Annotated in this window: 10 protein-coding genes and 1 pseudogene; 6 read left to right on the plus strand and 5 right to left on the minus strand. The window is 43.8% G+C overall.

What is annotated here, in order from left to right:
- Positions 1 to 195 precede the first annotated feature (195 nt).
- The 3 genes from bchH to HWQ41_RS10275 all read left to right on the plus strand — a co-directional run bounded on the left by bchH (position 196) and on the right by HWQ41_RS10275 (position 5,249).
- Entirely contained in the window at positions 196 to 3,909 is a 3,714-nt protein-coding gene (gene bchH / locus HWQ41_RS10265; RefSeq protein ID WP_292762156.1) for a magnesium chelatase subunit H, read from the plus strand.
- A 163-nt stretch (positions 3,910 to 4,072) separates the two neighbouring features.
- A complete protein-coding gene (locus HWQ41_RS10270) occupies positions 4,073 to 4,285 on the plus strand; it encodes a type II toxin-antitoxin system HicB family antitoxin (protein ID WP_292762159.1) in 213 nt (70 codons plus the stop codon).
- Positions 4,286 to 4,808: 523 nt separating this feature from the next.
- A complete protein-coding gene (locus HWQ41_RS10275) occupies positions 4,809 to 5,249 on the plus strand; it encodes a hypothetical protein (RefSeq protein ID WP_292762161.1) in 441 nt (146 codons plus the stop codon).
- A 225-nt stretch (positions 5,250 to 5,474) separates the two neighbouring features.
- Here the strand turns inward: HWQ41_RS10275 and HWQ41_RS10280 are convergent, their stop codons facing one another.
- Entirely contained in the window at positions 5,475 to 6,986 is a 1,512-nt protein-coding gene (locus HWQ41_RS10280) for a hypothetical protein (RefSeq protein WP_292762162.1), read from the minus strand.
- Positions 6,987 to 7,245: 259 nt separating this feature from the next.
- Here HWQ41_RS10280 and HWQ41_RS10285 point away from each other — a divergent pair, with 259 nt between their 5' ends.
- Positions 7,246 to 13,842 (plus strand): HAMP domain-containing protein, encoded by a 6,597-nt coding sequence (locus HWQ41_RS10285; RefSeq protein WP_292762165.1) that lies wholly within the window; start codon positions 7,246 to 7,248, stop codon positions 13,840 to 13,842.
- Between the two features lie 157 nt (positions 13,843 to 13,999).
- Here the strand turns inward: HWQ41_RS10285 and HWQ41_RS10290 are convergent, their stop codons facing one another.
- From HWQ41_RS10290 to HWQ41_RS10300, 3 genes and pseudogenes are all read right to left on the minus strand, one after another.
- Positions 14,000 to 18,076 (minus strand): amino acid adenylation domain-containing protein, encoded by a 4,077-nt coding sequence (locus HWQ41_RS10290; RefSeq protein WP_292762168.1) that lies wholly within the window; start codon positions 18,074 to 18,076, stop codon positions 14,000 to 14,002.
- 1,125 nt (positions 18,077 to 19,201) lie between these two features.
- Complete coding sequence (locus HWQ41_RS10295) at positions 19,202 to 20,641, minus strand: cytochrome P450 (protein ID WP_292762170.1); 1,440 nt, start codon at positions 20,639 to 20,641, stop codon at positions 19,202 to 19,204.
- A 38-nt stretch (positions 20,642 to 20,679) separates the two neighbouring features.
- A pseudogene (locus tag HWQ41_RS10300) lies at positions 20,680 to 20,763 on the minus strand (NAD(P)-dependent oxidoreductase); the annotation flags it as partial.
- A gap of 569 nt (positions 20,764 to 21,332) precedes the next feature.
- On the opposite strand from HWQ41_RS10300, the gene HWQ41_RS10305 reads away from it, so the two are divergent.
- Positions 21,333 to 23,672, plus strand: coding sequence for a cation:proton antiporter (locus HWQ41_RS10305; protein WP_292762172.1), 2,340 nt, complete (start codon positions 21,333 to 21,335; stop codon positions 23,670 to 23,672).
- A gap of 7 nt (positions 23,673 to 23,679) precedes the next feature.
- On the opposite strand, the gene HWQ41_RS10310 is transcribed toward HWQ41_RS10305, so the two are convergent.
- Positions 23,680 to 23,895: an RNA-binding protein hfq gene (locus HWQ41_RS10310; protein WP_292762175.1), complete on the minus strand. Its 216-nt coding sequence runs from the start codon at positions 23,893 to 23,895 to the stop codon at positions 23,680 to 23,682.
- A gap of 69 nt (positions 23,896 to 23,964) precedes the next feature.
- Between HWQ41_RS10310 and dapF the strand changes: the two genes are divergently transcribed.
- A partial coding sequence (dapF, locus tag HWQ41_RS10315) for a diaminopimelate epimerase (RefSeq protein WP_292762178.1) occupies positions 23,965 to 24,259 on the plus strand: 295 nt, incomplete at its 3' end.

The following is a 24,259-nucleotide window of genomic DNA, read 5'->3' on the forward strand; positions in this document are numbered from 1 at the left end:
AGAACCCCACCCCCAACCCCCTCCCCGCAAGCGAGGAGGGGACTATGATGTACCTCATGTGATTAAGAAACGCTATAGCTGGATTTACGCCCTAACTCAAGAAACTACTGACCGAAATCTGTGGGTAGATATTTAACAATCAACCTGTGAGCCAGTTTAAAATTTAAGTAAAGAAATATTTCGTAGCTTACAGGCATGAAACGCATCGTCTTGGTTGCTGGGTTTGAATCGTTCAATGCTGACTTGTACAGAAAAGCAGCTTTTTTGGCTAACTCTCGCTGTCCTGAGTTGGATATTCGGGTATTTAGCGATCGCGATCTTACCAGCAAACGTACTGAGGTAGAAGCAGCACTTCATGACGCTGATGTGTTTTTCGGTAGCCTACTATTTGATTATGACCAGGTTGTGTGGTTGCGCGATCGCATTGCCCAAATTCCCATCCGTCTAGTGTTTGAGTCAGCCTTAGAATTGATGAGTTTAACCAAGTTGGGTATTTTTGCCATTGGCGACAATCCCAAAGGAATGCCCAAACCAGTTAAATTCATCCTTGACAAATTTAGCAACGGACGAGAAGAAGACAAACTCGCTGGTTACATCAGCTTCTTAAAAATTGGCCCCAAACTACTGAAATACGTGCCAGTGCAAAAAGTCCAAGACTTACGCAACTGGTTAATTATCTATGGTTACTGGAATGCTGGTGGTTCAGAAAACGTCGCTTCATTATTCTGGACACTGGCAGAAAAATACTTGGGTTTAAAAGTCGGCGATATTCCCCCGCTAGTCGAAACCCCCAACATCGGATTACTCCATCCCGACTATCAAGGGTTTTTTGAATCGCCCCGCGAATATCTAGAATGGTATAAAACCTATTGTAGAGACGCGATTAATCGCGTCTCCCCAGTTGTCGGAATTTTACTCTACCGAAAACACGTCATCACCAAACAACCCTACATTCCCCAACTAATTCGCAGTTTTGAATCAGCTGGGTTAATTCCTTTACCCATTTTCATCAACGGCGTAGAAGGACATGTGGCGGTACGAGATTGGATGACAACCGACTATGAAATTCAGCAACGCCAACTAGGTAATATCGAGACTCCCTCACTTTCTAGTGAAGCAGTAAAAGTGGATGCGATCGTTTCGACAATTGGCTTTCCTCTGGTGGGTGGCCCGGCTGGTTCAATGGAAGCTGGCCGTCAGGTGGAAGTAGCCAAGCGCATCCTCACTGCCAAGAATGTACCTTATATTGTTGCCGCACCACTGCTAATTCAAGATATTTACTCGTGGACGCGCCAAGGTGTCGGCGGATTGCAAAGTGTGGTGTTGTACGCGTTACCAGAATTGGATGGGGCTATTGATACCATTCCCCTCGGTGGTTTGGTGGGCGAAAATATTTATCTAGTTCCCGAACGGGTACAAAGATTAATTGGTAGGGTGAAAAGTTGGGTGGCTTTGCGGCAAAAACCTGCTTCAGAACGCAAGATTGCGATCATTTTATATGGGTTTCCTCCAGGTTATGGGGCTGTGGGGACAGCTGCATTATTAAATGTGCCGCGTAGTTTGCTGAAGTTTCTCCACGCACTCAAAGAACAAGGTTACACCGTCGGAGATTTGCCGGAAGATGGAGAAGAATTGATTCGCTGGGTGAAAGAAGCGGATGAATCTAATCCTCTTGTGGGGCAGTCGTCTCGCCTGCCTATAGACAATGGCGGGCAAGATGCCCACCCCACAAGTACTGTAAATGTCCGCACATTAGAAAAATGGTTGGGATATCTGCAAACCTCGCGTATCGAAAAACAATGGAAATCTCTCACCAGGACTGGAATTAAAACCTATGGCGACGAATTCCAGATTGGTGGTGTGCAATTAGGAAATGTGTGGATAGGTGTACAACCACCTTTGGGGATACAAGGCGACCCGATGCGCTTAATGTTTGAACGAGATTTAACGCCTCATCCGCAATATGCTGCTTTTTATAAATGGCTGCAAAATGAGTTTCAAGCTGATGCTTTAGTCCACTTTGGAATGCATGGGACGGTGGAATGGTTGCCTGGTTCTCCTTTGGGTAATACGGGTTATTCTTGGTCGGATATTTTGTTAGGAAATTTGCCTAATCTATATATATATGCGGCGAATAATCCTTCGGAATCGATGTTAGCAAAACGTCGCGGTTATGGTGTGTTAATTTCTCATAATGTACCACCTTATGGTCGTGCAGGTTTATATAAGGAATTGGTGGCATTGCGAGATTTGATTTCGGAGTATCGTGAAGATCCACAAAAGAATTATGTCCTTAAGGAAGGGATTTGTAAAAAAATTGTGGACTCTGGTTTAGATGCAGATTGCCCGTTTGCAGATGCGAAGAAGTTGGGTATTGCCTTTACTCCCGAAAATATGCGGATGTTTAGCACTCATGCTTTTGATGATTATTTAGTGGAGTTGTATGAATATTTGCAAGTTTTAGAAAATCGGTTGTTTTCTTCTGGGTTGCATACATTGGGGGAAGCACCGAATGAGGAGGAGTTGGGGTCTTATTTGGAGGCTTATTTTGGAGACGAACCGCAGAGGCGCGGAGAACGCAGAGAGGAGAGAGAGGAGGAGGAAAGGTTAATAAGGGATTTGTTGATGCAATCTACAGATGAGTTAACGAATTTGTTAAGGGGGTTGAATGGCGAATATATTCCGCCTGCACCTGGTGGTGATTTGTTGCGGGATGGGGCTGGTGTGTTACCTACGGGGAGGAATATTCATGCTTTAGACCCTTATCGGATGCCTTCACCTGCGGCTTATGAACGGGGACGAGAAATTGCTCAAAAAATTATCGCCCAGCATTTGGATGAATATGGGAGATATCCCGAAACTGTGGCGGTGATGCTTTGGGGATTAGATGCGATTAAAACTAAGGGCGAATCTTTGGGGATTCTGTTGGAATTGGTGGGGGCTGAACCTGTTAAGGAAGGAACTGGTAGGGTTGTTCGTTATGAATTGAAGCCGTTGGCGGAGGTTGGACATCCCCGCATTGATGTGTTGGGTAATTTGTCTGGGATTTTTCGGGATAGTTTTGTCAATATTATCGAATTGTTGGATGATTTATTTCAACGGGCGGCTGATGCTGATGAACCGGAAGATCAGAATTTTATTAGGAGACACGCTTTAGCTTTAAAAGCTCAAGGTGTGGAAAATGCATCGGCGAGATTGTTTTCTAATCCAGCGGGTGATTTTGGTTCTTTGGTAAATGATCGAGTTGTTGATGGTAATTGGGAATCTGGCGAGGAGTTGGGCAATACTTGGCAAAGTCGCAATGTATTTAGCTACGGGAGAGAAGATAAAGGTCAAGCTAGACCGGAAGTTTTGAATACGTTGTTAAAAACTAGCGATCGCATTGTTCAAGAAATCGATTCGGTAGAATATGGTTTAACTGATATTCAAGAATATTACGCCAATACGGGCGGTTTGAAAAGGGCAGCAGAAAAACAACGCGGTAAGAAGGTTTCAACCAGCTTTGTGGAAAGTTTCTCGAAAGATACTACACCCCGCAATTTAGATGATTTGCTGCGAATGGAGTATCGCACTAAGTTGGTAAATCCCAAATGGGCGCAAGCGATGGCGAATCAAGGTTCTGGTGGTGCGTTTGAAATTTCCCAACGGATGACGGCGTTGATTGGTTGGGGTGGTACTGCCGATTTTACCGATGATTGGGTTTATGACCAAGCCGCAGAAACTTATGCGTTAGATGCAGAGATGGCGGATAAATTACGCAAGGCAAATCCTGAAGCTTTTCGCAATATTTTAGGGAGAATGTTGGAGGCGCATGGGCGCGGTTTCTGGGAAGCTGATGGTGATAAGTTGGATAAGTTGCGCCAGTTGTATGAGTTGACAGATGAAGAGTTAGAGGGAGTGACGGTTTAGAAAGTAGATGCGTTAAATAATTCGTAATTCGTAATTCGTAATTAAGTTTTGTGACTCTTATTTAGACCCCGACCCAAAACTTACTGCTTGTTAGAACCGGGGACTTAAACCCACGGTACTCGGTTAAAACTTAAAATAAAGACACTAACGATTAATAAAAATTATGGAGAATTCTTTTACTGCTGTATTTGAAAAGATAGATGACTGGTATATTGGCTACGTCCAGGAGTTACCCGGTGCTAATGTACAAGAGAGAACGCTGGAAGAAGCTAGAGAAAGCCTACGGGAAGCGATAGAGTTAATCCTAATATCAAATCGGGAACTCGCAGAGCAACAACTCTCCGGTAGTGACCATGCATTTAATGATGTTGCTTGAGTACAACCAGATAAACAATAGGCTCTTTGGGGTTCTTATTTTTGATTTATGCAAGAGGTATTATCTCAGACAACAAGCAAAAGCGATGTCTACGACGGGCGTAACTGCGGCTCCTACGCTTGAGGCTGTGAAAATTTAAACCTTTGCAGCTAATATTACTTCATTTATAAGAAACGCTTAAGTTTTTCTTGCAAATGTATAAGCCGTTGCCGCAAACGCTTAATACTTTGCAACAAATGCTATGCCATATATAAGAAATGCTTAAGTTTTTCTTGCAAATGTATAAGCCGTTGCAGGAAACGCTTAATACTTTGCAGCAAATGCTATTCCATATATAAGAAACGCTTAAATCATTGCAGCAATTGTTGTAATGAACTTATTTACTACCTAAAAAAATATAGTCTAAGTGAAATTAACTAAACTTTTAGAGATGCGATCGCAGCTGATTTGCTATATTTTCCCATGACAATCAGAAATATTTTGGTATAAAAAAGTACTAATAAGCAAGTAGCAGAGATGCATTATGGCACGTCGTAAAAGAAATTCCAGCGTTTTAGAACGAGCCAATCGCCGGATTGAAAGTTTACAATCTATCAGTGTAGAACTTGACTTTGGGCAAGGATTGACTATACAAGCTTACACCATGACAATTAACGATCTCCGGTCTAAGCTTGCTGCCTACAACACTACATTATCTACCATTGACAAACTCACAGATGACCTGAATAATGCAGAAAAGGCTGTAATAGCGATGTCAGAAAAAATGTTACTAGGAGTTGGCAGCCGTTACGGTAAAAACAGCCAAGAATACGAGATGGCGGGTGGTGCGCGACGAGGTAATACCAAGAAGAAGCAAAGCGTACTAGGCAATTCCAAACCCACCAATTCTTTAGTTGCCGATTCTGTTAAGCTTTCTTCTGTCAATGGATCTATGAATGGGGTATCGGGTGCGATCGTGAGTTGAGTAAAATCCAATAGGGTTTAGTGTCAACTTAAGCTCAAACACTCAATTTACCGTGGTTTGAGATCCCCAACCCCCTTAAAAAGGGGGCACTAGTTCCCCCCTTTTTAGGCTAGGGTGTATACACAAGTCAAATTACCCCCCTTAATCCCCCCTTAGAAAGGGGGGAAACAACAATCTAGTTCCCTCCCCTTTCCAAGGGGAGGGTTAGGGTGGGGTAAGACCTGATCAGTTTAGAATATACCAAATACCATCATTACTTTTGGGCAAAATATGATATCTTTTATCAATCAATTCTAAAATCTTGGGACACTCTTTCTTAATCAGAGGCTGATAGTTATTACTAATAAATATATAAGCAGGTTTGGATAAATCTAACTCCTCTAGAAGTTGCGGCCATTGCTCAGATAGAAATAATTCCAGTGACCATGCATTTAGTGATGTTGCTTGAGTCCGACCAGATAAATAGTAAATAGATGGGTCTCCAGCAACAAAAATCTCACCAGAGAAACTGCCTGGTTGCGAGAGAAAGTCAACTTCTGAACGAAGCAATGTATAGTCTTTTCTAAATACAGTCTGATATTTAAATCGTGTATCTTCAGTTAAAGCAAAATTATTCTGAATTAGAGCGACACTCTTAAATTGTAAATTAAATAAGAAAGGTAATAAAAACAACAATGGCACTAGAATCTTAATTAGTGGTAAATTCAATTCTTTTAAAGGCTGCCATAATATATCTAAACCTTTAGTTGCTAAAATACCTGTAGGTACAAATAACAGTAAATATTGGTAACTCCACAATGACCTAGTTTGTAGAAAAATAATACCCAGCCCAAAAACAAACCAAGCAACAAGTAGCAATGTCAATAAATTCTTACACTTACGCAATGATACATTTACTGCAACAGTAGCCATTAAAAGTAAAGGGAAAAAATTCTTTAAAAACCATGCAGTTCCCAAAAGTAACTTAGATATATTAAATGTGCCATTAGCAACCACCTGGCTTGGATATACCAAAAATGTCTGATAGACAATTGATAAACTATTAAACCAAGCAAAGTAGCTGACAACAACTAGAAGAGGAAAGATAATTCCTATAAAAATTGGCAAGCAAATTTCAATAAAGATTCTTTGAAAGGTTTGAGGTTTTATCAATACAGAATAGAGCAAGATAGTTAGCCAGAAAACAAGCAAGATAGGCAAAAATATTAATTTAAATATCAAGACAATTCCACCCATAAAGCCTGAGAGTAAAAGCCGAAAAAATCTTTGCTTTCCTTCCTGATTCAAAGATTTATAAGTCAGCCAAAGAGATAGAAATAAAGGAAAACCAACTAGCCCTTCTACTTGAGTAAATTGCCGATGATATGAAACAATATAGTAAACACCAACCGTTAATAAAGGTACTAAACTTGCTATTAGCTGATGCCGAAAATAGGTTCTTAGAGTCAACTGCAATATTATGGAGAAAAGCACCATGTAAAGAAGTTCAAAGATATGGATGCCAATCTCATTAAAACCAAATAAAATTCCTGCTAAGAAATAAAAGTAATAAATCCCAGGTTGCTTTAGATCCCAAAAATCCCGATAGAGTACCTTTCCTTGTTGCATCTCCAAAGCACCTGTTGTAAAGAGTGCTTGATCTCCTCCAAATGGAAAAGGTAAATTTATAACACCAATTATGACAACAACAATCAAAACTAAAAAGTCTGTTTTAGTTAATCTAGGTATACTAATCATAAAAATTTTCTTAAATTCCCCAATTTCCCTTACTAGTCCATTTTCTGGAGAAATATTTGCCAGCTAGCTATGATTGATTATGATACTCCAGAGAGGGCTAGCAGCACTACTATCTAAACAGCAGGTGCATGAGGGTTAAATTCACCCAACTATTGCCCAAAGGTCAAGAAACATTAAGCATTACCTCAAAGTACCTTAAGCAGGTACGGGGTGGAAAAAATACAAAAAACTTTTAAAGAATAAATCTAAGGATAAGGCTATGGCAACCGAACAGTTAACTAGAGACAGCGACAATCTAGATTTAAATCAGCTACTAAGAACGCTGAATGCTGTTAAACAGGGTGACTTTTCGGCTCGGATGCCCATAGACCATACTGGTGTGGTGGGGAAAATAGCTGATACGCTCAATGATATTATTGAGCAAAATGAGCGGATGGCGGCAGAGTTACAGCGGATTGGTAACGTTGTCGGCAAAGAAGGCAAAATTGCCGATCGCGCCTCTCTCGGAGATGTTCGTGGTTCTTGGTCAGATTGTGTTACTTCTGTCAATACTCTCATTACAGATTTAGTCCAACCGACAGCGGAAACTACTCGTGTAATTCGGGCGGTCGCTAATGGTGACTTATCGCAAACGATCGCCATAGAAATTGATCGCCGACCCTTGCAAGGTGAGTTTCTCCAAACTGCCAATATCGTTAACACGATGGTGGATCGACTTGGTTCTTTTGCATCGGAAGTAACGCGGGTGGCGCGTGAGGTGGGAACTGAAGGTAAGTTGGGCGTGCAAGCCCAAGTGCAAGGTGTGGCTGGCACTTGGAAAGATTTGACTGATAACGTTAACTTAATGGCGGGAAATCTCACCGGACAAGTTCGCAACATTGCCGAAGTTGCCACTGCGATCGCTAACGGTGACTTATCGAAAAAAATTACTGTCGATGTGAAAGGCGAAATTCTGGAACTCAAAAACACCGTCAACACGATGGTGGATCAACTTAATTCTTTTGCATCGGAAGTCACAAGAGTTGCCCGTGAGGTGGGAACTGAAGGGAAGTTGGGCGTGCAAGCCGAAGTTAAAGGAGTCGCAGGGACTTGGAAAGATTTAACTGACAACGTTAACTTAATGGCAGGGAATCTTACAGCCCAAGTCCGTAACATTGCGGAAGTGACAACGGCGGTAGCTAATGGCGACCTTTCCAAGAAAATCACTGTTGATGTCAAAGGCGAAATTTTAGAGTTGAAAAACACCGTCAACATCATGGTGGATCAACTTAATTCATTTGCATCAGAAGTCACAAGAGTTGCCCGTGAGGTGGGTGCAGAAGGTAAATTGGGCGGTCAAGCAGATGTCCGGGGAGTAGCGGGAACGTGGAAAGACCTCACCGATAGTGTGAATTTCATGGCGGGAAGCTTGACGGGACAGGTGCGAAATATTGCGGAAGTGACAACAGCAGTAGCAACAGGCGACCTTTCCAAGAAAATCACTGTGGATGTAAAAGGCGAAATTCTGGAACTTAAGAACACCATCAATACAATGGTGGATCAACTTAATTCTTTTGCATCGGAAGTTACAAGGGTGGCGCGTGAGGTAGGAACTGAAGGAAAGTTGGGCGTGCAAGCCGAAGTGCGAGGCGTAGCAGGGACTTGGAAAGATTTAACTGACAACGTTAACTTAATGGCAGGTAATCTTACCGGACAGGTGCGAAACATTGCGGAAGTTACCACAGCAGTAGCCAACGGCGACCTTTCTAAGAAAATCACTGTTGATGTCAAAGGCGAAATTTTAGAGTTGAAAAACACCGTCAACATCATGGTGGATCAACTTAATTCCTTTGCATCGGAAGTTACAAGAGTTGCCCGTGAGGTGGGTGCAGAAGGGAAATTGGGCGGTCAAGCAGATGTCAAAGGTGTGGCTGGAACTTGGAAGGATCTCACCGATAGCGTGAACTTTATGGCGGGAAGCTTAACGGCACAGGTGCGGAACATTGCCGAAGTGACTACTGCTGTGGCAACAGGCGACTTATCCAAGAAAATTACTGTCGATGTCAAAGGTGAAATTCAGGAACTCAAAAATACCATCAACACAATGGTGGATCAACTCAATTCTTTTGCATCAGAAGTTACAAGGGTGGCGCGTGAGGTGGGAAGTGAGGGTAAACTGGGCGTGCAAGCAGAAGTGCGCGGTGTGGCTGGCACTTGGAAAGATTTAACTGATAGTGTAAATTTCATGGCGGGAAGTTTAACGGCACAGGTGCGGAATATTGCCGAAGTAACTACCGCCGTAGCAACCGGCGACCTATCTAAGAAAATCACTGTCGATGTTAAAGGTGAAATTCTGGAGTTGAAAAACACAATTAACACGATGGTAGATCAACTCAGTTCCTTTGCTAGTGAAGTGACGCGGGTAGCGCGGGAAGTGGGAACTGAAGGTAAATTGGGTGTCCAAGCAGATGTAAAAGATGTTGCTGGGACTTGGAAAGATTTAACTGATAGTGTAAACTTCATGGCGGGAAGTTTAACGGCACAGGTGCGGAACATCGCCGAAGTTACGACTGCGATCGCAAATGGTGACTTATCTAAGAAAATTACTGTTGGTGTTAAAGGCGAAATTCTGGAACTCAAGAATACCATCAATATAATGGTGGATCAACTAAATTCATTTGCATCGGAAGTCACAAGGGTGGCGCGTGAGGTGGGAAGCGAGGGTAAATTAGGCGTACAAGCAGATGTGCGCGGCGTGGCTGGAACTTGGAAAGACTTAACCGACAGCGTAAACTTTATGGCGGGAAGTTTAACGGCACAGGTGCGAAACATTGCCGCCGTCACCACCGCCGTCGCAAATGGCGACTTATCTAAAAAAATCTCCGTTGATGTCAAAGGTGAAATTTTAGAGTTGAAGAACACCGTTAACACGATGGTAGATCAACTCAATTCCTTTGCAAGTGAAGTTACAAGAGTTGCCCGTGAGGTGGGAACTGAAGGGAAGTTGGGCGTACAAGCGGAAGTTAAAGGTGTCGCCGGCACTTGGAAAGATTTAACTGACAGTGTAAACTTTATGGCGGGAAGTTTGACGGCACAGGTGCGAAACATTGCCGAAGTTACCACGGCGGTGGCAAACGGCGACCTCTCGAAGAAAATCACTGTTGATGTGAAAGGGGAAATTCAGGAACTGAAGAACACCATTAATACAATGGTGGATCAACTTAATTCTTTTGCATCAGAAGTTACCAGGGTTGCCCGTGAGGTGGGAACGGAAGGTAAACTTGGCGTGCAAGCTTACGTCAGAGGAGTTGCAGGAACTTGGAAAGATTTGACGGATAACGTTAACTCAATGGCGGGGAACCTCACCGGACAAGTTCGCAACATCGCGGAAGTTACCAAGGCGGTAGCAAATGGCGACTTATCCAAGAAAATTACTGTTGATGCCAAAGGCGAAATTTTAGACTTGAAGAATACCACCAACACAATGGTAGATCAACTCAGTTCCTTTGCAAGTGAAGTAACGCGGGTGGCGCGGGAAGTGGGAACTGAAGGGAAGTTGGGCGGACAAGCCCAAGTCCAAGGTGTTGCCGGGACTTGGAAAGATTTAACAGATAACGTTAACTCGATGGCGGGGAACTTAACCGCACAAGTGCGCGGGATTGCCAGAGTTGTGACGGCGGTTGCTAACGGTGACTTGAAACGGAAACTAATGCTAGATGCCAAGGGAGAAATTGAAACTTTGGCAGAGACAATCAACGAGATGATTGATACCCTAGCGACCTTTGCCAATCAAGTAACCACAGTGGCGCGAGAAGTGGGAATCGAAGGGAAATTAGGCGGACAAGCTAGAGTACCTGGGGCGGCTGGGACTTGGAAAGATTTGACAGATAACGTGAACGAACTCGCTGCTACACTTACTACCCAGTTGCGAGCGATCGCAGAAGTTGCTACAGCTGTAACTAAGGGCGATTTAACTCGTTCCATTGCCGTGGAAGCACTAGGGGAAGTAGCGATACTCAAAGACAACATCAACCAGATGATTGCCAATCTGCGGGAGACAACGCAGAAAAACACCGAACAAGATTGGTTGAAAACTAACTTAGCCAAGTTTACCCGAATGCTGCAAGGGCAGCGAGACTTAGAAACTGTATCCAAACTAATTCTCTCCGAACTAGCACCCTTGGTAGGAGCGCAACACGGCGTATTCTTCCTGATGGACTCCCTTGAAAATACACCGTATTTGAAACTAATTAGTAGCTACGCTTACCGCGAACGCAGACATTTGGCTAACCGCTTCCAATTGGGTGAAGGTTTGGTAGGACAATGCGCTTTAGAAAAAGAGCGAATACTGCTGACGGAGGTGCCAAGTGATTATGTCAGAATTGCCTCTGGTTTAGGAGAAGCAACTCCCCTAAATGCCGTGGTGTTACCTGTACTTTTTGAAGGACAAGTGACAGCAGTGATAGAATTAGCTTCTTTCCGCCGCTTTAGCGAAATTCATCTGACATTCTTCGACCAACTAACCGAAAGTATAGCGATCGTCCTGAACACGATCGCAGCATCGATGCGAACTGAAGAATTACTCAAGCAGTCGCAATCTTTGGCTGAAGAACTCCAAACTCAGCAAAATGAACTCCGGGAAACCAACAAGCGCTTAGAACAACAAGCGCAATCACTCAAAACCTCTGAGGATTTACTCAGAGGACAGCAAGAAGAATTGCAACAAACCAACGCCGAATTAGAAGAAAAGGCAGAATTGTTAGCTATGCAGAAGAAAGAAGTCGAGCGCAAAAATCGGGAAATTGAACAAGCAAGACTGTCTTTAGAAGACAAGGCTGAACAACTTGCCCTCTCCTCAAAATACAAGTCAGAATTTCTCGCCAACATGTCCCATGAACTGCGGACACCGTTGAACAGCTTGTTAATTTTGGCGAAGTTGTTGACAGATAACATTGATCATAACCTCACCGCCAAGCAAGTTGAATACAGCCAGACAATTTACTCAGCCGGTACTGATTTGTTGACGTTAATCAATGACATTCTGGATCTGGCTAAAATTGAATCTGGAACGATGTCCATTGACATGACCCAAATGCCATTGACAGAGTTGGGTGATCAGACTGAGCGCACCTTTCGAGAAATCGCTCAGAGCAAAGGACTTGCCTTCGCAATTGAATTTACTCCCGAATTGCCACTCACCATCTATACAGATGTCAAACGCTTACAACAGGTGTTGAAAAATCTCCTCTCCAACGCTTTTAAATTTACAGAGCAAGGAGAGGTACGCTTACGGATTGCGGTGGCGAAGCAAGGGTGGAGCAACGACCATGAAACTTTAAATCGCGCCCAGCTTGTGATTGCCTTCTCAGTCAGCGATACAGGTATTGGCATTGCTCCCGACAAGCAGAAAGTTATTTTTGAGGCATTCCAGCAAGCCGATGGCTCTACCAGTCGAAGATACGGCGGCACCGGATTGGGCTTATCAATTAGCCGCGAAATCGCCCGTCTCTTTGGCGGCGAAATTAAACTAATTAGTCAACCCCGTCAAGGTAGCACGTTTACATTCTACTTACCACAATTGAGTTCCGAGTTCCGATTGCTGAGTCCTGAGTCTACATCAACACTTCCCACTCCCTACTCAGTACAGACGCGATTAATCCCGTCTGTACTGATTAATGACGATCGCACTACTATTGAAAGAGGCGATCGCGTGTTACTAATTGTCGAGGATGACGTTAATTTTGCGCGTATCCTTCTAGAGATGGCGCAACAGCAAGGATTCAAGGTAATCACTGCCCAAACCGGTAGTACAGGTTTGATGCTAGCGCAGCAATTCCTGCCTTCAGCCATTTTGCTAGATATCAGGTTGCCAGAAATGGATGGTTGGACGGTATTGGATCGTCTCAAACATGACCCAAATACCCGTCACATTCCCGTACATATCATGACAGTTGAGGAAGGGAGACAACGCGGTTTACAACTAGGTGCGATCGCATATCTGCAAAAGCCCTTAACCAGCAAGACAATATCCGAGGCGTTGGCCAAAATTAAAGGTTTTGTGGAGCGCCAGGTGAAAAATTTGTTAGTAGTCGAAGACGACGACACTCAACGCCTTAGTATTGTGGAGTTGATTGGCAACAGCGATGTTTCTACCACTGCTGTAGGCACCGGTGCAGCAGCCCTAGAAGCTATTCGCGCCCAGCATTTTGATTGCCTGGTTCTCGATTTAGGGCTACCCGACATGACTGGGTTTGAACTGATCGAGCAGATAAAGCTTCTACCTCACGGCAAAACTTTACCAATTATTGTCTACACAGGTAGAGAAATTAGCAAAGCTCAAGAAACGGAACTCAGACGGATTGCAGAGACAATCATCATTAAAGATGTGCGATCGCCCGAACGTCTCCTCGATGAAACAGCATTATTTTTACACCGAGTCCAAGCAAATTTACCTGCACCCAAGCGACAAATACTCGAACAACTGCATTCACAAGACTACTTACTCGCTGGCAAGAAAGCGCTAATTGTAGACGACGATATGCGTAATATCTTCGCGCTTACAAGTATGCTGGAGCGTTATCAAATACAGGTTTTATATGCTGAAAATGGTAGAGAGGGGATTACCCTATTGGAAACTACACCAGATATTGATGTCGTTTTGATGGACGTAATGATGCCAGAAATGGATGGTTACGAAACAACACGCTTAATCCGCCAAAACGAGCAGTTTCAATCTTTGCCGATTATTGCACTGACCGCTAAAGCCATGCAAGGCGATCGCGAGAAGTGTATTGAAGCCGGCGCATCAGACTACATCACCAAACCCGTAGATACCGAACAATTACTTTCACTCTTGCGTGTTTGGCTATATCGTTAACCGCAGAGGCTCTTGAGAAGGGGGGCAGGGTAATACTTCTCGTTTTGTGCATTTTTAACTCGGAATTGGGTTTAGCGCTCTTTCATCACTCTCTCCAGAGAATAAAGCAATGCGTAAGTCCTGCCCTTAACTGAAAGATTTATAGGTAATGAACGCCTTAATTTGAAGTCTGAGCGTTGTCTAAACAAGTCTGCAATTTTTCAGCTAGAACCTGTACACCAGGTTCTTCCATAAGAGTTGTGTGGATTGTTCCGGGCATATTATGAATCTCTACCCCACCTGTGACTATCTGACCCCAACCTAACTCCGGGTCATCTTCACACTGCACAACCGTTTCATCAGAACAGAACAGAGTCAATATACCAGGATAAACTTGCACTACATAGCTTTTTCGAGCTTGATTGTTAGCCTGATACACCTCAAGGAGTCTTAACTCTAGAAGCGATCGCTTGATGTACTGAAGGTAGAACTTATAGAAAAAGTTCACCTTTCCTACCGTCAGATGCCAATGTAACCTTTTCCATATGTAAGCAACTTGGTCTTTGAAATTCAACTTCACAAGTCTGGGAAAATGTAAAAAGCTCTCGTCCGATAAGGTTTGGAGTTTAGTATCACTACTATTTGAATTAAATTCAATCACATTGGGAGCAACCGTATCAAATATAGCCAATAATCTAATTTCATCACCTTGGGTGTGGAGTTGTTGGGCAATTTCAAAGGCTAGTAGGCCGCCAAAGGAAAAGCCGCCCAGAAAATAGGGGCCATTCGGCTGAATTGTTTTAATTTCGTGGATATAGTTAGATGCCATTTTGCTCACGGAGGTGAGCGGTGCTTGTTTCCCATCAAGTCCTTTTGCTTGTAGAGCATAAAATGGCTGCTCTTTATCTAGATAACGCCCCAACTTCCGGTAAAATAAAACATTACCCCAAACTGCATGAATACAGAACAGAGGTGGTTTGGTTTGACTACCTGGTTGAATCATCACTAAGGATTCCCAGACTTGAGAAGATTCTGTTTGCTCAAGAACAACAGCAAGTTCCTCAATCGTCTGTTTTTGAAAAAAAGTTGATAGAGGAAGCTTTTTTTGGCAAACCTTCTCAATTTCACTAACTAAGCGTACAGCGATTAATGAATGACCTCCCAAGGTAAAAAAATTGTCTTTAATGCCAATAGGGTTGATCCCTAAAACTTTTTCCCAAATTTTAGTCAGTTGCAGTTCTAGCTCATTCTGGGCAGCGACAAAGGATACTTCTGACTGGTGTCTAGCAGTTAGGTCAGGCGCAGGCAGAGCGCGGCGGTCTATTTTGCCGTTGGGAGTTAGGGGCAGGGTGTCCAAGAATACAAAGACTCCTGGCACCATATAGTACGGCAGTTTCTCTTTGAGGAAACGGCGCAGTTCCTCATTTGTCAAAGCTTCCTTAAACTTAGACACGATATAAGCCACTAGACATTTATCACCAGAGAAATCATCCCTAACAATGACTACCGTTTTTTCTATGGTGGGGTGTTGACTCAGTACAGCTTCAATCTCTGCTAGTTCGATGCGGTACCCCCGGAGTTTGATTTGATAGTCAATACGTCCTAGATATTCAATTTCTCCATCGGAGAGATAACGGGCTAAGTCACCAGTTTTGTATAAGCGGCTTTCAGAGTCCGAACTGAACGGGTTATGAATGAATTTTTCTTTTGTTAACTCCGGCCGATGCAAATAACCCCGTGCTAAAGAGGCACCACCAATATATAGTTCTCCGGGAACACCCACTGGTACGGGTTGTAAATATTTATCTAAAATGTAAATCTGGGTGTTGCCTATAGGACGGCCGATGGTTACTAAAACTTCTTGCTGATCAATTCGATGAATTGTAGACCAGATAGTTGTTTCTGTGGGCCCATATAAGTTCCAAACTTCAGCACCTCTTTGACATAATTGCTTGGCTAAATTTTGAGGTAAGGCTTCACCACCACAGAGAATTTTCAGTTGTGTATTTCCTCTCCATCCTGCTTCTAGTAACATCCGCCAAGTCGCAGGAGTGGCTTGCATAACAGTTGCAGCAAAGTTGTGGAGTTTTTGTAATAATTGTAACCCGTCCATCGCTACTTCCCTACTGACTAAAATTACCTTCGCTCCTACTGTCAAAGGGAGAAAAATTTCTAAAACCGCAATATCAAAAGATAACGTTGTTACTGAAAGTAGACTATCTTGATTTGTTAACTGCAACTGCTGTTGTATGGTGGTGAGAAAATTTACTACATTGCGATGGGTAATTTGTACTCCTTTAGGTTTGCCTGTAGAGCCAGAGGTGTAGATGAGGTAGGCTAAGTTTGTAGGTTCAATGTTACTTTCCAGGTTCTCTGGGTTTTCTTGATTAATGATTTCCCAGTCTTTATCTAGACAGATTACTGTTAATTGTTCGGGATTGATTGGGGATTGTTTGTTGTTATTCTTAGGTAAAGCTTTTACGGAAGCGGACAATGAATTTTGAAGAATTTTTTCTGTGGTCAGGAGCAGCGATAGCTGCGAATCTTCGAGCATGAAGGCGAGACGCTCTTCGGGATAATTAGGGTCAAGGGGAATGTAGGCTCCGCCAGCTTTGAAGATAGCTAGGAGTGCTACGAGCATATCGAGGGAGCGCTCTAGGCAAATTCCCACCGCTACCTCTGGTTTTACACCCAATTTTTGCAGATGGTGTGCTAGCTGATTGGCACGGCGATTTAGCTGTTGGTAGGTGAGTTGTTGGTTTTCAAAGACTAGGGCAATGGCATTGGGAGTTCGCTTTACCTGTTCCTCAAATAAGTGATGAGTACACTTATATTTGGGATAATTTATCGCTGTGTCATTCCACTCGATCAACAACTGATGCCTTTCCGCTTCCGTCAAAATCGGCAAATGTGAAATCTGCTGATTGGGTTGAGTAACTACACCCTCTAATAACACTTGCCAATGACCAATCATTCTGCTGATTGTGTCAGCATCAAACAAGTCTGCGTTATACTCAAACCAACCATTCATACCTTCTGATGTCTCTTGTAGCTCAAGAGTTAAATCAAACTTTGCAGTCTTGCTCTCCACTTCAATTGCGTTCACGCTCAGACCGGAAAATTCCAATGCAGGCATCTGGTCACTTTGGAGAACAAACATCACTTGAATCAGTGGTGAGTGACTCAAATGCCGTTCCGTTTGCAGTTCTCCTACCAGCTTCTCAAAAGGTAGGTCTTGGTGGGAATATGCTGACAAAACTACTTCCTGCACTCGACCTAACAATTCCCGAAAACTGGGATTTTCTGAAAGGTTGGTTCGCATTACTAAATTATTGGCGAATAATCCAATCAGCCCCTTAACTTCAAGTTGGTTACGGTTAGCAATTGCAGACCCAACAATAATATCTTCTTGGCCCGTATGGCGGTAGAGCAACGTGTTGAATGCTGCCAACAAAGTCATAAACAAGGTAACTCCTGACTGCTGACTCAAAGACTTAAGTGCATCAGTTAAGTTATTGGGCAAATTCAGAGATTGTCTTGCACCTCGATATGTTTGCACTGGCGGGCGGGGACGGTCAGTCGGCAACTCCAGTACAGGTAACTCCCCTCCTAGTTGCTGCTTCCAATAGGCAAGCTGAGATTCCAACACTTCACTAAGCAAACACTCACGCTGCCAAATAGCAAAGTCAGCGTACTGACTGGGTAGTTCAACCAACGGTGATGGTAAGCCATTGGCAAAAGCTTCATATAAAGTCGCAAGTTCCTGCAAAAGTACGCCTAACGACCAGTCATCGGCAACAATCTCGTGTATCGTTAGCAGCAAGATATGCTCAATTTCACTCAATTGCTGCAAGACTGCACGCAGTAACGGCCCAGTGGCTAAGTCAAAAGATTGCTGCACTGACTCAGTTATCAGCCGTTGGCTCTGTTGCTGACGCTCAGTTTCAGAAAGCTCCCTCAGAGAGACAATTGCCAGAGTCCACTTCAAGTCTGAGGCGATGACTTGTAATGATTGCCCATCTACAGCACTAAAAGTCGTTCGCAAAGCCTCATGACGCCGCACAATTTCACCCAAACTCTGATCCAGTGCCCTGACGTCAAGCAAACCCTTCAGATGAATAGCTACAGATAGATTGTAAGTAGGATTCCCAGGATTTAACTGGTCGAGAAGCCACAGGCGCTCTTGAGCAAAAGACAAGGCAGCAGAGTGTGACTCTTGCCTTATAAGATTTTTTTGCAAAGAGGTGCAATCCATACCGAAACCTCTAAATAAATAATGAAAATATTGATTGTTTCTACCGTTCTCCTAATGCTATGACATGAAAATCACAGCTTTATGAGTCAGATTAAAACACTCAAAAGCCAATTTAAGAAGATGTTTCAAAAATGCCGAAAGGTATTATAGTTTTGCCGTTTATACTTAGGTTAAGTATGAACGGTAAAACTAAGCTTTAAACCCTGTAATGAGATACTCATCATTAGAGGAAAAAGCCCTTTTAAAACATCTTCTTAATTTGCTTATTTGCTTAAGCCCACTTCACACTCGCACTTTTTTGTGACAAAGCTATTACCAAGTAATGTCAAAACTGTGACTCATTCAGTTGTAAGCAGGGCTTGGGTTGACGCGCTCCATCAGTCGCTCAAGCTTTATCTACAGCTAATATTGCTGTCAAAGAAACCGAGCGATGCTTTTTATGAGGAAACAAATTGTAAATATCTTAGGACTTACGCACTCGTGACGAAAAACTAAGCCTTTGCGATTACTTCGCTTCGCTCGTAATGACGTAAAATCGTAGTCCCTGCGTAAGTCCTGTATCTGTTTTAAAAATCAGAACAATGGTGAAATTATCCACACCCAACTAGATGAGTAGGTCTATTGCAAACGTTTTTATGATATGATAAAGGGCAAAAAACATCTGGAAGAGACTACTATTGCTCAAAAAAAAGCAAGTGTTTAATGTTATATAGGACTAATATTTGATTTTTGAAATACACGTAGGGGAGCCATCTATCGGAGGCGATCGCATTCCACAACCTAGATTAGTACTGAGTAATACCAATTCTCTATGAAGTTGCACTTAATAAAGCAGAGGTGATGTAATCCCATCCACAAATCGATTCAAAACCTGTTTCCCATACTCTGCACCCTGTTCCTGCTTCTCTTAATTTAGTGCATCTTCATGGAGGATTGGTATTATTTAATTTTTATTCCTAAGTGATTAGGCGGACATTATATGAACGAGTCTTTTAGCTCCGTTCATCCACCTTTGATTTCTACAAGCCGCACACTCGTGACTTCTAGTCATGAGTTATACGGTTTTAATAATGATACAAATACGTTGGTAGGGGCACAGCAATGCTGTGCCCTTACAAGAAATCTTTATGTATCAGGGTTTGTGTGAAATGGTATGAGATAAGAAATATCTATTTGGTAATCATCCCTAACCTTCTTCAAGGGAAATTGGACAAACTTTGGCTCACCGATCAGATTCCAGTCAAAAGTATGTAGGACATGAGATGCAAACACTTTTGTGACTGCGATCGCCATCTGCGCCCCCAAGCAAGCGTGGACACCACCACCGAACGGAATAAATTCGTACATCTTGCCCTCTGTACGTTCCGGTAAGAACCGCTCTGGAGCAAATACTTCCGGTTCGCGAAAGTGTTCTGACATGATGTGTGCAATCCGTGGCTCTGCAATAATGGTGCAGCCCTTCTTATACAACACACGATCCAGCACTACAGACTTGGTGAGCCGACGGCTAGCTGTAGAACTGGGAGGTAGTGTGCGTAGTGTCTCTTTGATTGTCGCCTCTAGGAAAATCATCTGCTTCAAATGCTCCGGTGAGAAGATGCTGACATTGCTCTTTTCACCCACTACCTGTTTTTGCTCCTCACGTAGCCGTTGCAACACTTGCGGATGTCGGGCGATTTGGTAGATAAGCGAAGATACCAGTCCAGATATCTCGTAGTCTGACGCCCACAACTGTAATAGACACTGATTTGCAATAAGTAGATCACTAAATACCCCATCTGGGTTTTCCTGCTGGCTGGATAGCATCATCGAGAGAAAGTCTGCTGTGGGGTTAATGGCTCCCTCTGCTTGCCGCCGACGCACTACGACGGCACGCATAAAGTCGAGCAACGCCGCGCGTGCCGAAAGTCCCCGCCCGTATTTCGTGAAAGGTGACTTCCACTTAAACAGACCATAGAAGCCGTCAAAGTATGTTTTGTACAAAGCTTTTAGCTCTGCCTTGGATGATACAGGTAGCCCTGCAAAAGTAGCGGGATCAGAATCATCCAAGCTGATTCCCAGCAGCAAGGGGACGAGTATATCAAAGCATATCTTCTCTACAGCAGGGTACAGCGCTATTCTGCTGGAGGTAGGCCAGTCCTGGATACCATGCACAATCACCTGATTGATATCAGGAGTGTATGTATCAAGGACACGACCACTCAATCCGGGAGCGAGTGCATTTTTGCGCTGGCGATGCAAATCAGGTCGCTGGAATAGGCTGTACTCGCCGAACATATCCATCGTAGTTGATGGTAGTGCAATCTCCGTATATCTTAAGTCCCCATTAAATGCCATTTGAATAGCTTTCGCAGAGCCGACAAAGATAGTAGTGCCTCCAAAGACTGCTGTATTGAAGATGGGGCCGTACTTTTCCAGATTTTGGCGGCAGAACTGATCAGGATTCGCCATGTACTTGAATGTGTCATCCCACTTTGGCTTTCGCGGTGGAGTGATAATATCTGGAGGTGGTGCTTGTCCATCTTCCAGTACTAGTGTTTCTTCGGTGTTAGCAGTGTTGTGCATAGCCTTACCAAGGTTAATCTTGTGAATATGTCCTCATTTTAACTTTGGCGATTAACTAGAGTGGCACTAGCTTGATCTACAGGCATGAATATAACTTCGTTAATATTGACATGAGGCGATCGCGCCATAGTCAATTCAGCCCGTCGAACTCACGTTAATGAGTCTTTGATACTCATTAATCAGTCTTTGAACTCCGTTAATGAGTAGTCGTAGGGTGTGTTACGAATGGCACTAAGAAAAGCCCAAAGGCTTGTGTCCCCTCGTTCCCAGCCTCCAGGCTGGGAATGTATTCAAAGAGGCTCTGCCTCTCGTCAAGCTACTGGAGGCGGAGCCTCCCTGACTGGTTCCCAGCCTAGAGGCTGGGAACCAGTCAGGGTAAGGGCTATATCTTTTCTTAGTGCCATTCGGGTGTGTTACCGCGACGGGCTAGGGCACCCTACTGTCGTGACACGCCTAAATTGGTGCAATAGAAAAATTGGATTATGCTTCTAAACTTGAGTTTTCCAGAGATTTTTAATGCACTATTTTAGCTGTGTCGCACCACTACTAAAGTGAGATGTTTGTACAAATCTGCAAAATACCTCCCAATGCCCAATAAGCAAATTTTGTCGCACCTTCACCAAACAAGCTGTTTGAGATCAGAAAACTTTGTATCCTGAATTAATAGGTCTTAATAGTTCTTTTAAAACTGGTGCAAGAAGATTTTAGGCTAATTGTTGATTTAGTTTTAGTTCTAGGCGTTGCAGCCTGTGGCGGACTGTTGGCGGCACTTTTGCGACAACCCGTGCTGCTAGGATATCTCATTGGCGGGATGATCATTGGCCCAGCCGGACTGGGACTAATTAAAGAAGTTATTCAAGTAGAGACTCTGGCACAGTTCGGCGTTGCCTTTTTGTTATTTGCCTTGGGTGTGGAATTTTCCTTTGCGGAACTCAAGAAGGTAAAAGCGATCGCTCTTGGCGGAGGTGGACTCCAGATTGCTTTGACGATTTTGGTCACAGTTGTGGTATGCGGATTAACCGGAGCTTGGGGAACTTTACCTGCTAAGGGGATGTTTTTGGGGTGTATTCTGTCCTTGTCTTCCACAGCCGTTGTCCTCAAGTGCTTGATGGAGCGCAACGAAACAGAAACGCCTCACGGGCAAGTGATGCTGGGTATTTTGGTAGTACAGGACTTGGCACTAGGACTGATGTTAGCAGTCTTGCCAGCCCTCAACCAACCAGCAGAAACCATTGGCATCGCCGTGCTAACAGCCCTAGCTTTGATTGGTTTATTTGCTGCTGGTGCCGTAGCTGCGGGGATTTGGCTGATACCGCCTTTGTTGCGACTGTTAGCCCGTACTGAAAGCCGAGAACTATTTTTATTAGGGGTTGTAGCTCTATGTTTGGGCATTGCTCTGTTGACAGAGTATTTGGGACTATCGATTGAGATGGGGGCATTTGTCGCAGGTTTGATGATTTCTGAGGTGGAATACGCCGATCAAACCCTGACTTATGTGGAACCACTGCGAGATATCTTTGCTAGTTTATTTTTTGCCGCCATTGGGATGTTAATTGACCCAGTGTTTTTGTGGAACAACCTAGAATTGATTTTGGGGTTGGTAGCAATAGTTTTTGTAGGTAAATTTTTGATTATCACCCCCCTAGTGAAGCTGTTCCGCTACTCTTTGAAAACAGCCATCATCGCCGGTTTGGGACTGGCGCAAATTGGGGAATTTTCCTTTGTTCTCGCTAGTGAAGGGCAGTCTTTGGGGCTGGTGTCCCGACAAATATATTTATTAATTTTGGGAACCACCGCAGTCACTCTCATGCTTACCCCATTTGTGCTGCGGTTAGTGCCATTTTTATTTAACTTTGCCGAATCAATGCCCTGGTTGAAACCGTATTTAGAAGAAGAAGAGGCGCGGGATGTATCGGAAGATTTGCCCTTTAAAGACCATGTGGTAGTCTGCGGCTATGGGCGAGTGGGCAAGAATTTGGTGAAGTTGTTGCTGCAACACAACCTGCCTGTGGTAGTAATCGACCAATTAGAGAGTAGAATTCAGCAGTTGCGTGAGGCTGGAGTGTCTTATGTCTATGGCAATTGCGTGAGTTTACATGTTCTGGAAACCGCCGGGGTGAATCATGCCAAAGGAATGGCGATCGCACTTCCAGATCCCATGAGTACCCGTCTTTGCTTGAAACGCGCTTTGGAATTGCGCCCAGAATTAGATTTGGTTGTCCGTGCTACCCAGGATAAAAATATTGAGGTGCTGTATCAATTGGGAGCTAGGGAAGTGGTGCAACCAGAGTTTGAAGCCAGCTTAGAAATGGCAACTCATTTATTAACTGGCTTAGGCTTGTTGTCGCCAGATGTCGTCCAACGCCAAATGCAGCAAATCCGCAACGATCATTATTTAGATTTGCGGCCAGAGCTTTCTGCCACTGAAGTTGCCCGCGATTTGCGGCAAGCAACTCTCGATTTAAATCAGCGCTGGTATCCTCTCCCATCTGCTTCGCCCTTAATTGGTATGAGCATAGAAGAAGCAGATATGCGCTATTTAACAGGAGCGAGTTTGATGGCAATTCGCCGCGCTAACGGCGATGAAATTGATTATCCCAATAATCAAACCAAATTGGAAGAAGGCGATCGCTTGCTGATAGTGGGAGCAGATGAAGAACTGGCAGCTTTGGCAGAATTCGCCAAGGGACAGGCGGCTGTTCCCGGAGAAAATAGCGCTTGTCAGTGGATTACAGTTAATGCAGATGCGCCAACGCTAGGGAAAACCCTTGCAGATTTAGATATTGCCAAGCAATTTGGAGTACAGGTACAGGCGATCCGGCGAGATGGCAAGTTTATCCGCTATCCTGATGGTGGCATGGACTTGCGAGTTGGCGACCAAGTATTGTTATGTGGTAGCTTGACAGGTTTGAGTCAATTAGAACAGTTATTTGCGATCGCCAGTTCAGTACCTCTTTCTATCCCAGTGGTGAAAGCTGGTGAGGCAGAAGCGCTCAAAGAGTTTCTGCCTATGGATAATTGGCGAGAATAATCAATGACTAATTCTTGGGTTTAATATAAGCGATCGCTTGTTTCCAAACAGTGGTTTGCTGACTGTTTTCATCAGCAATACAGATACACTGTGGATCTTGCCATAAAACCCTTCCTATGAGTACATCCTGAGTCAGCAGCTTTAACTCTACTGGCGTTGTTTGTTTAATCAGGTTTTGGACTTGTCTAATACTAGGCAAAGTGGTGTCAAATTCGGTAAGCATTTTTAGTAAAGATGAACCTACAAGGCAAAATAAAGAGTAACTAATCCTTGATAATTCATCCTTGGGAAAATGGCAATCGAATTTACTAAGTATCATGGTCTAGGCAACGACTTTATTCTGATTGACAACCGCTCGTCATCTTTGCCTGTATTGACTCCAGAGCAAGCCATCAAGTTGTGCGATCGCCACTTTGGTATCGGTGCTGATGGTGTCATTTTTGCCCTACCTGGAGAAAACGGCACTGACTACACCATGCGGATTTTTAATTCCGATGGTTCTGAACCAGAAATGTGTGGCAATGGCATTCGCTGTTTAGCTGGCTTTTTAGCAGATTTAGAGGGATTGGGGACTGGGGACTGGGGAC

Source organism: Nostoc sp. NOS(2021) (genome assembly GCF_017115025.1).
GTDB lineage: Bacteria > Cyanobacteriota > Cyanobacteriia > Cyanobacteriales > Nostocaceae > Nostoc.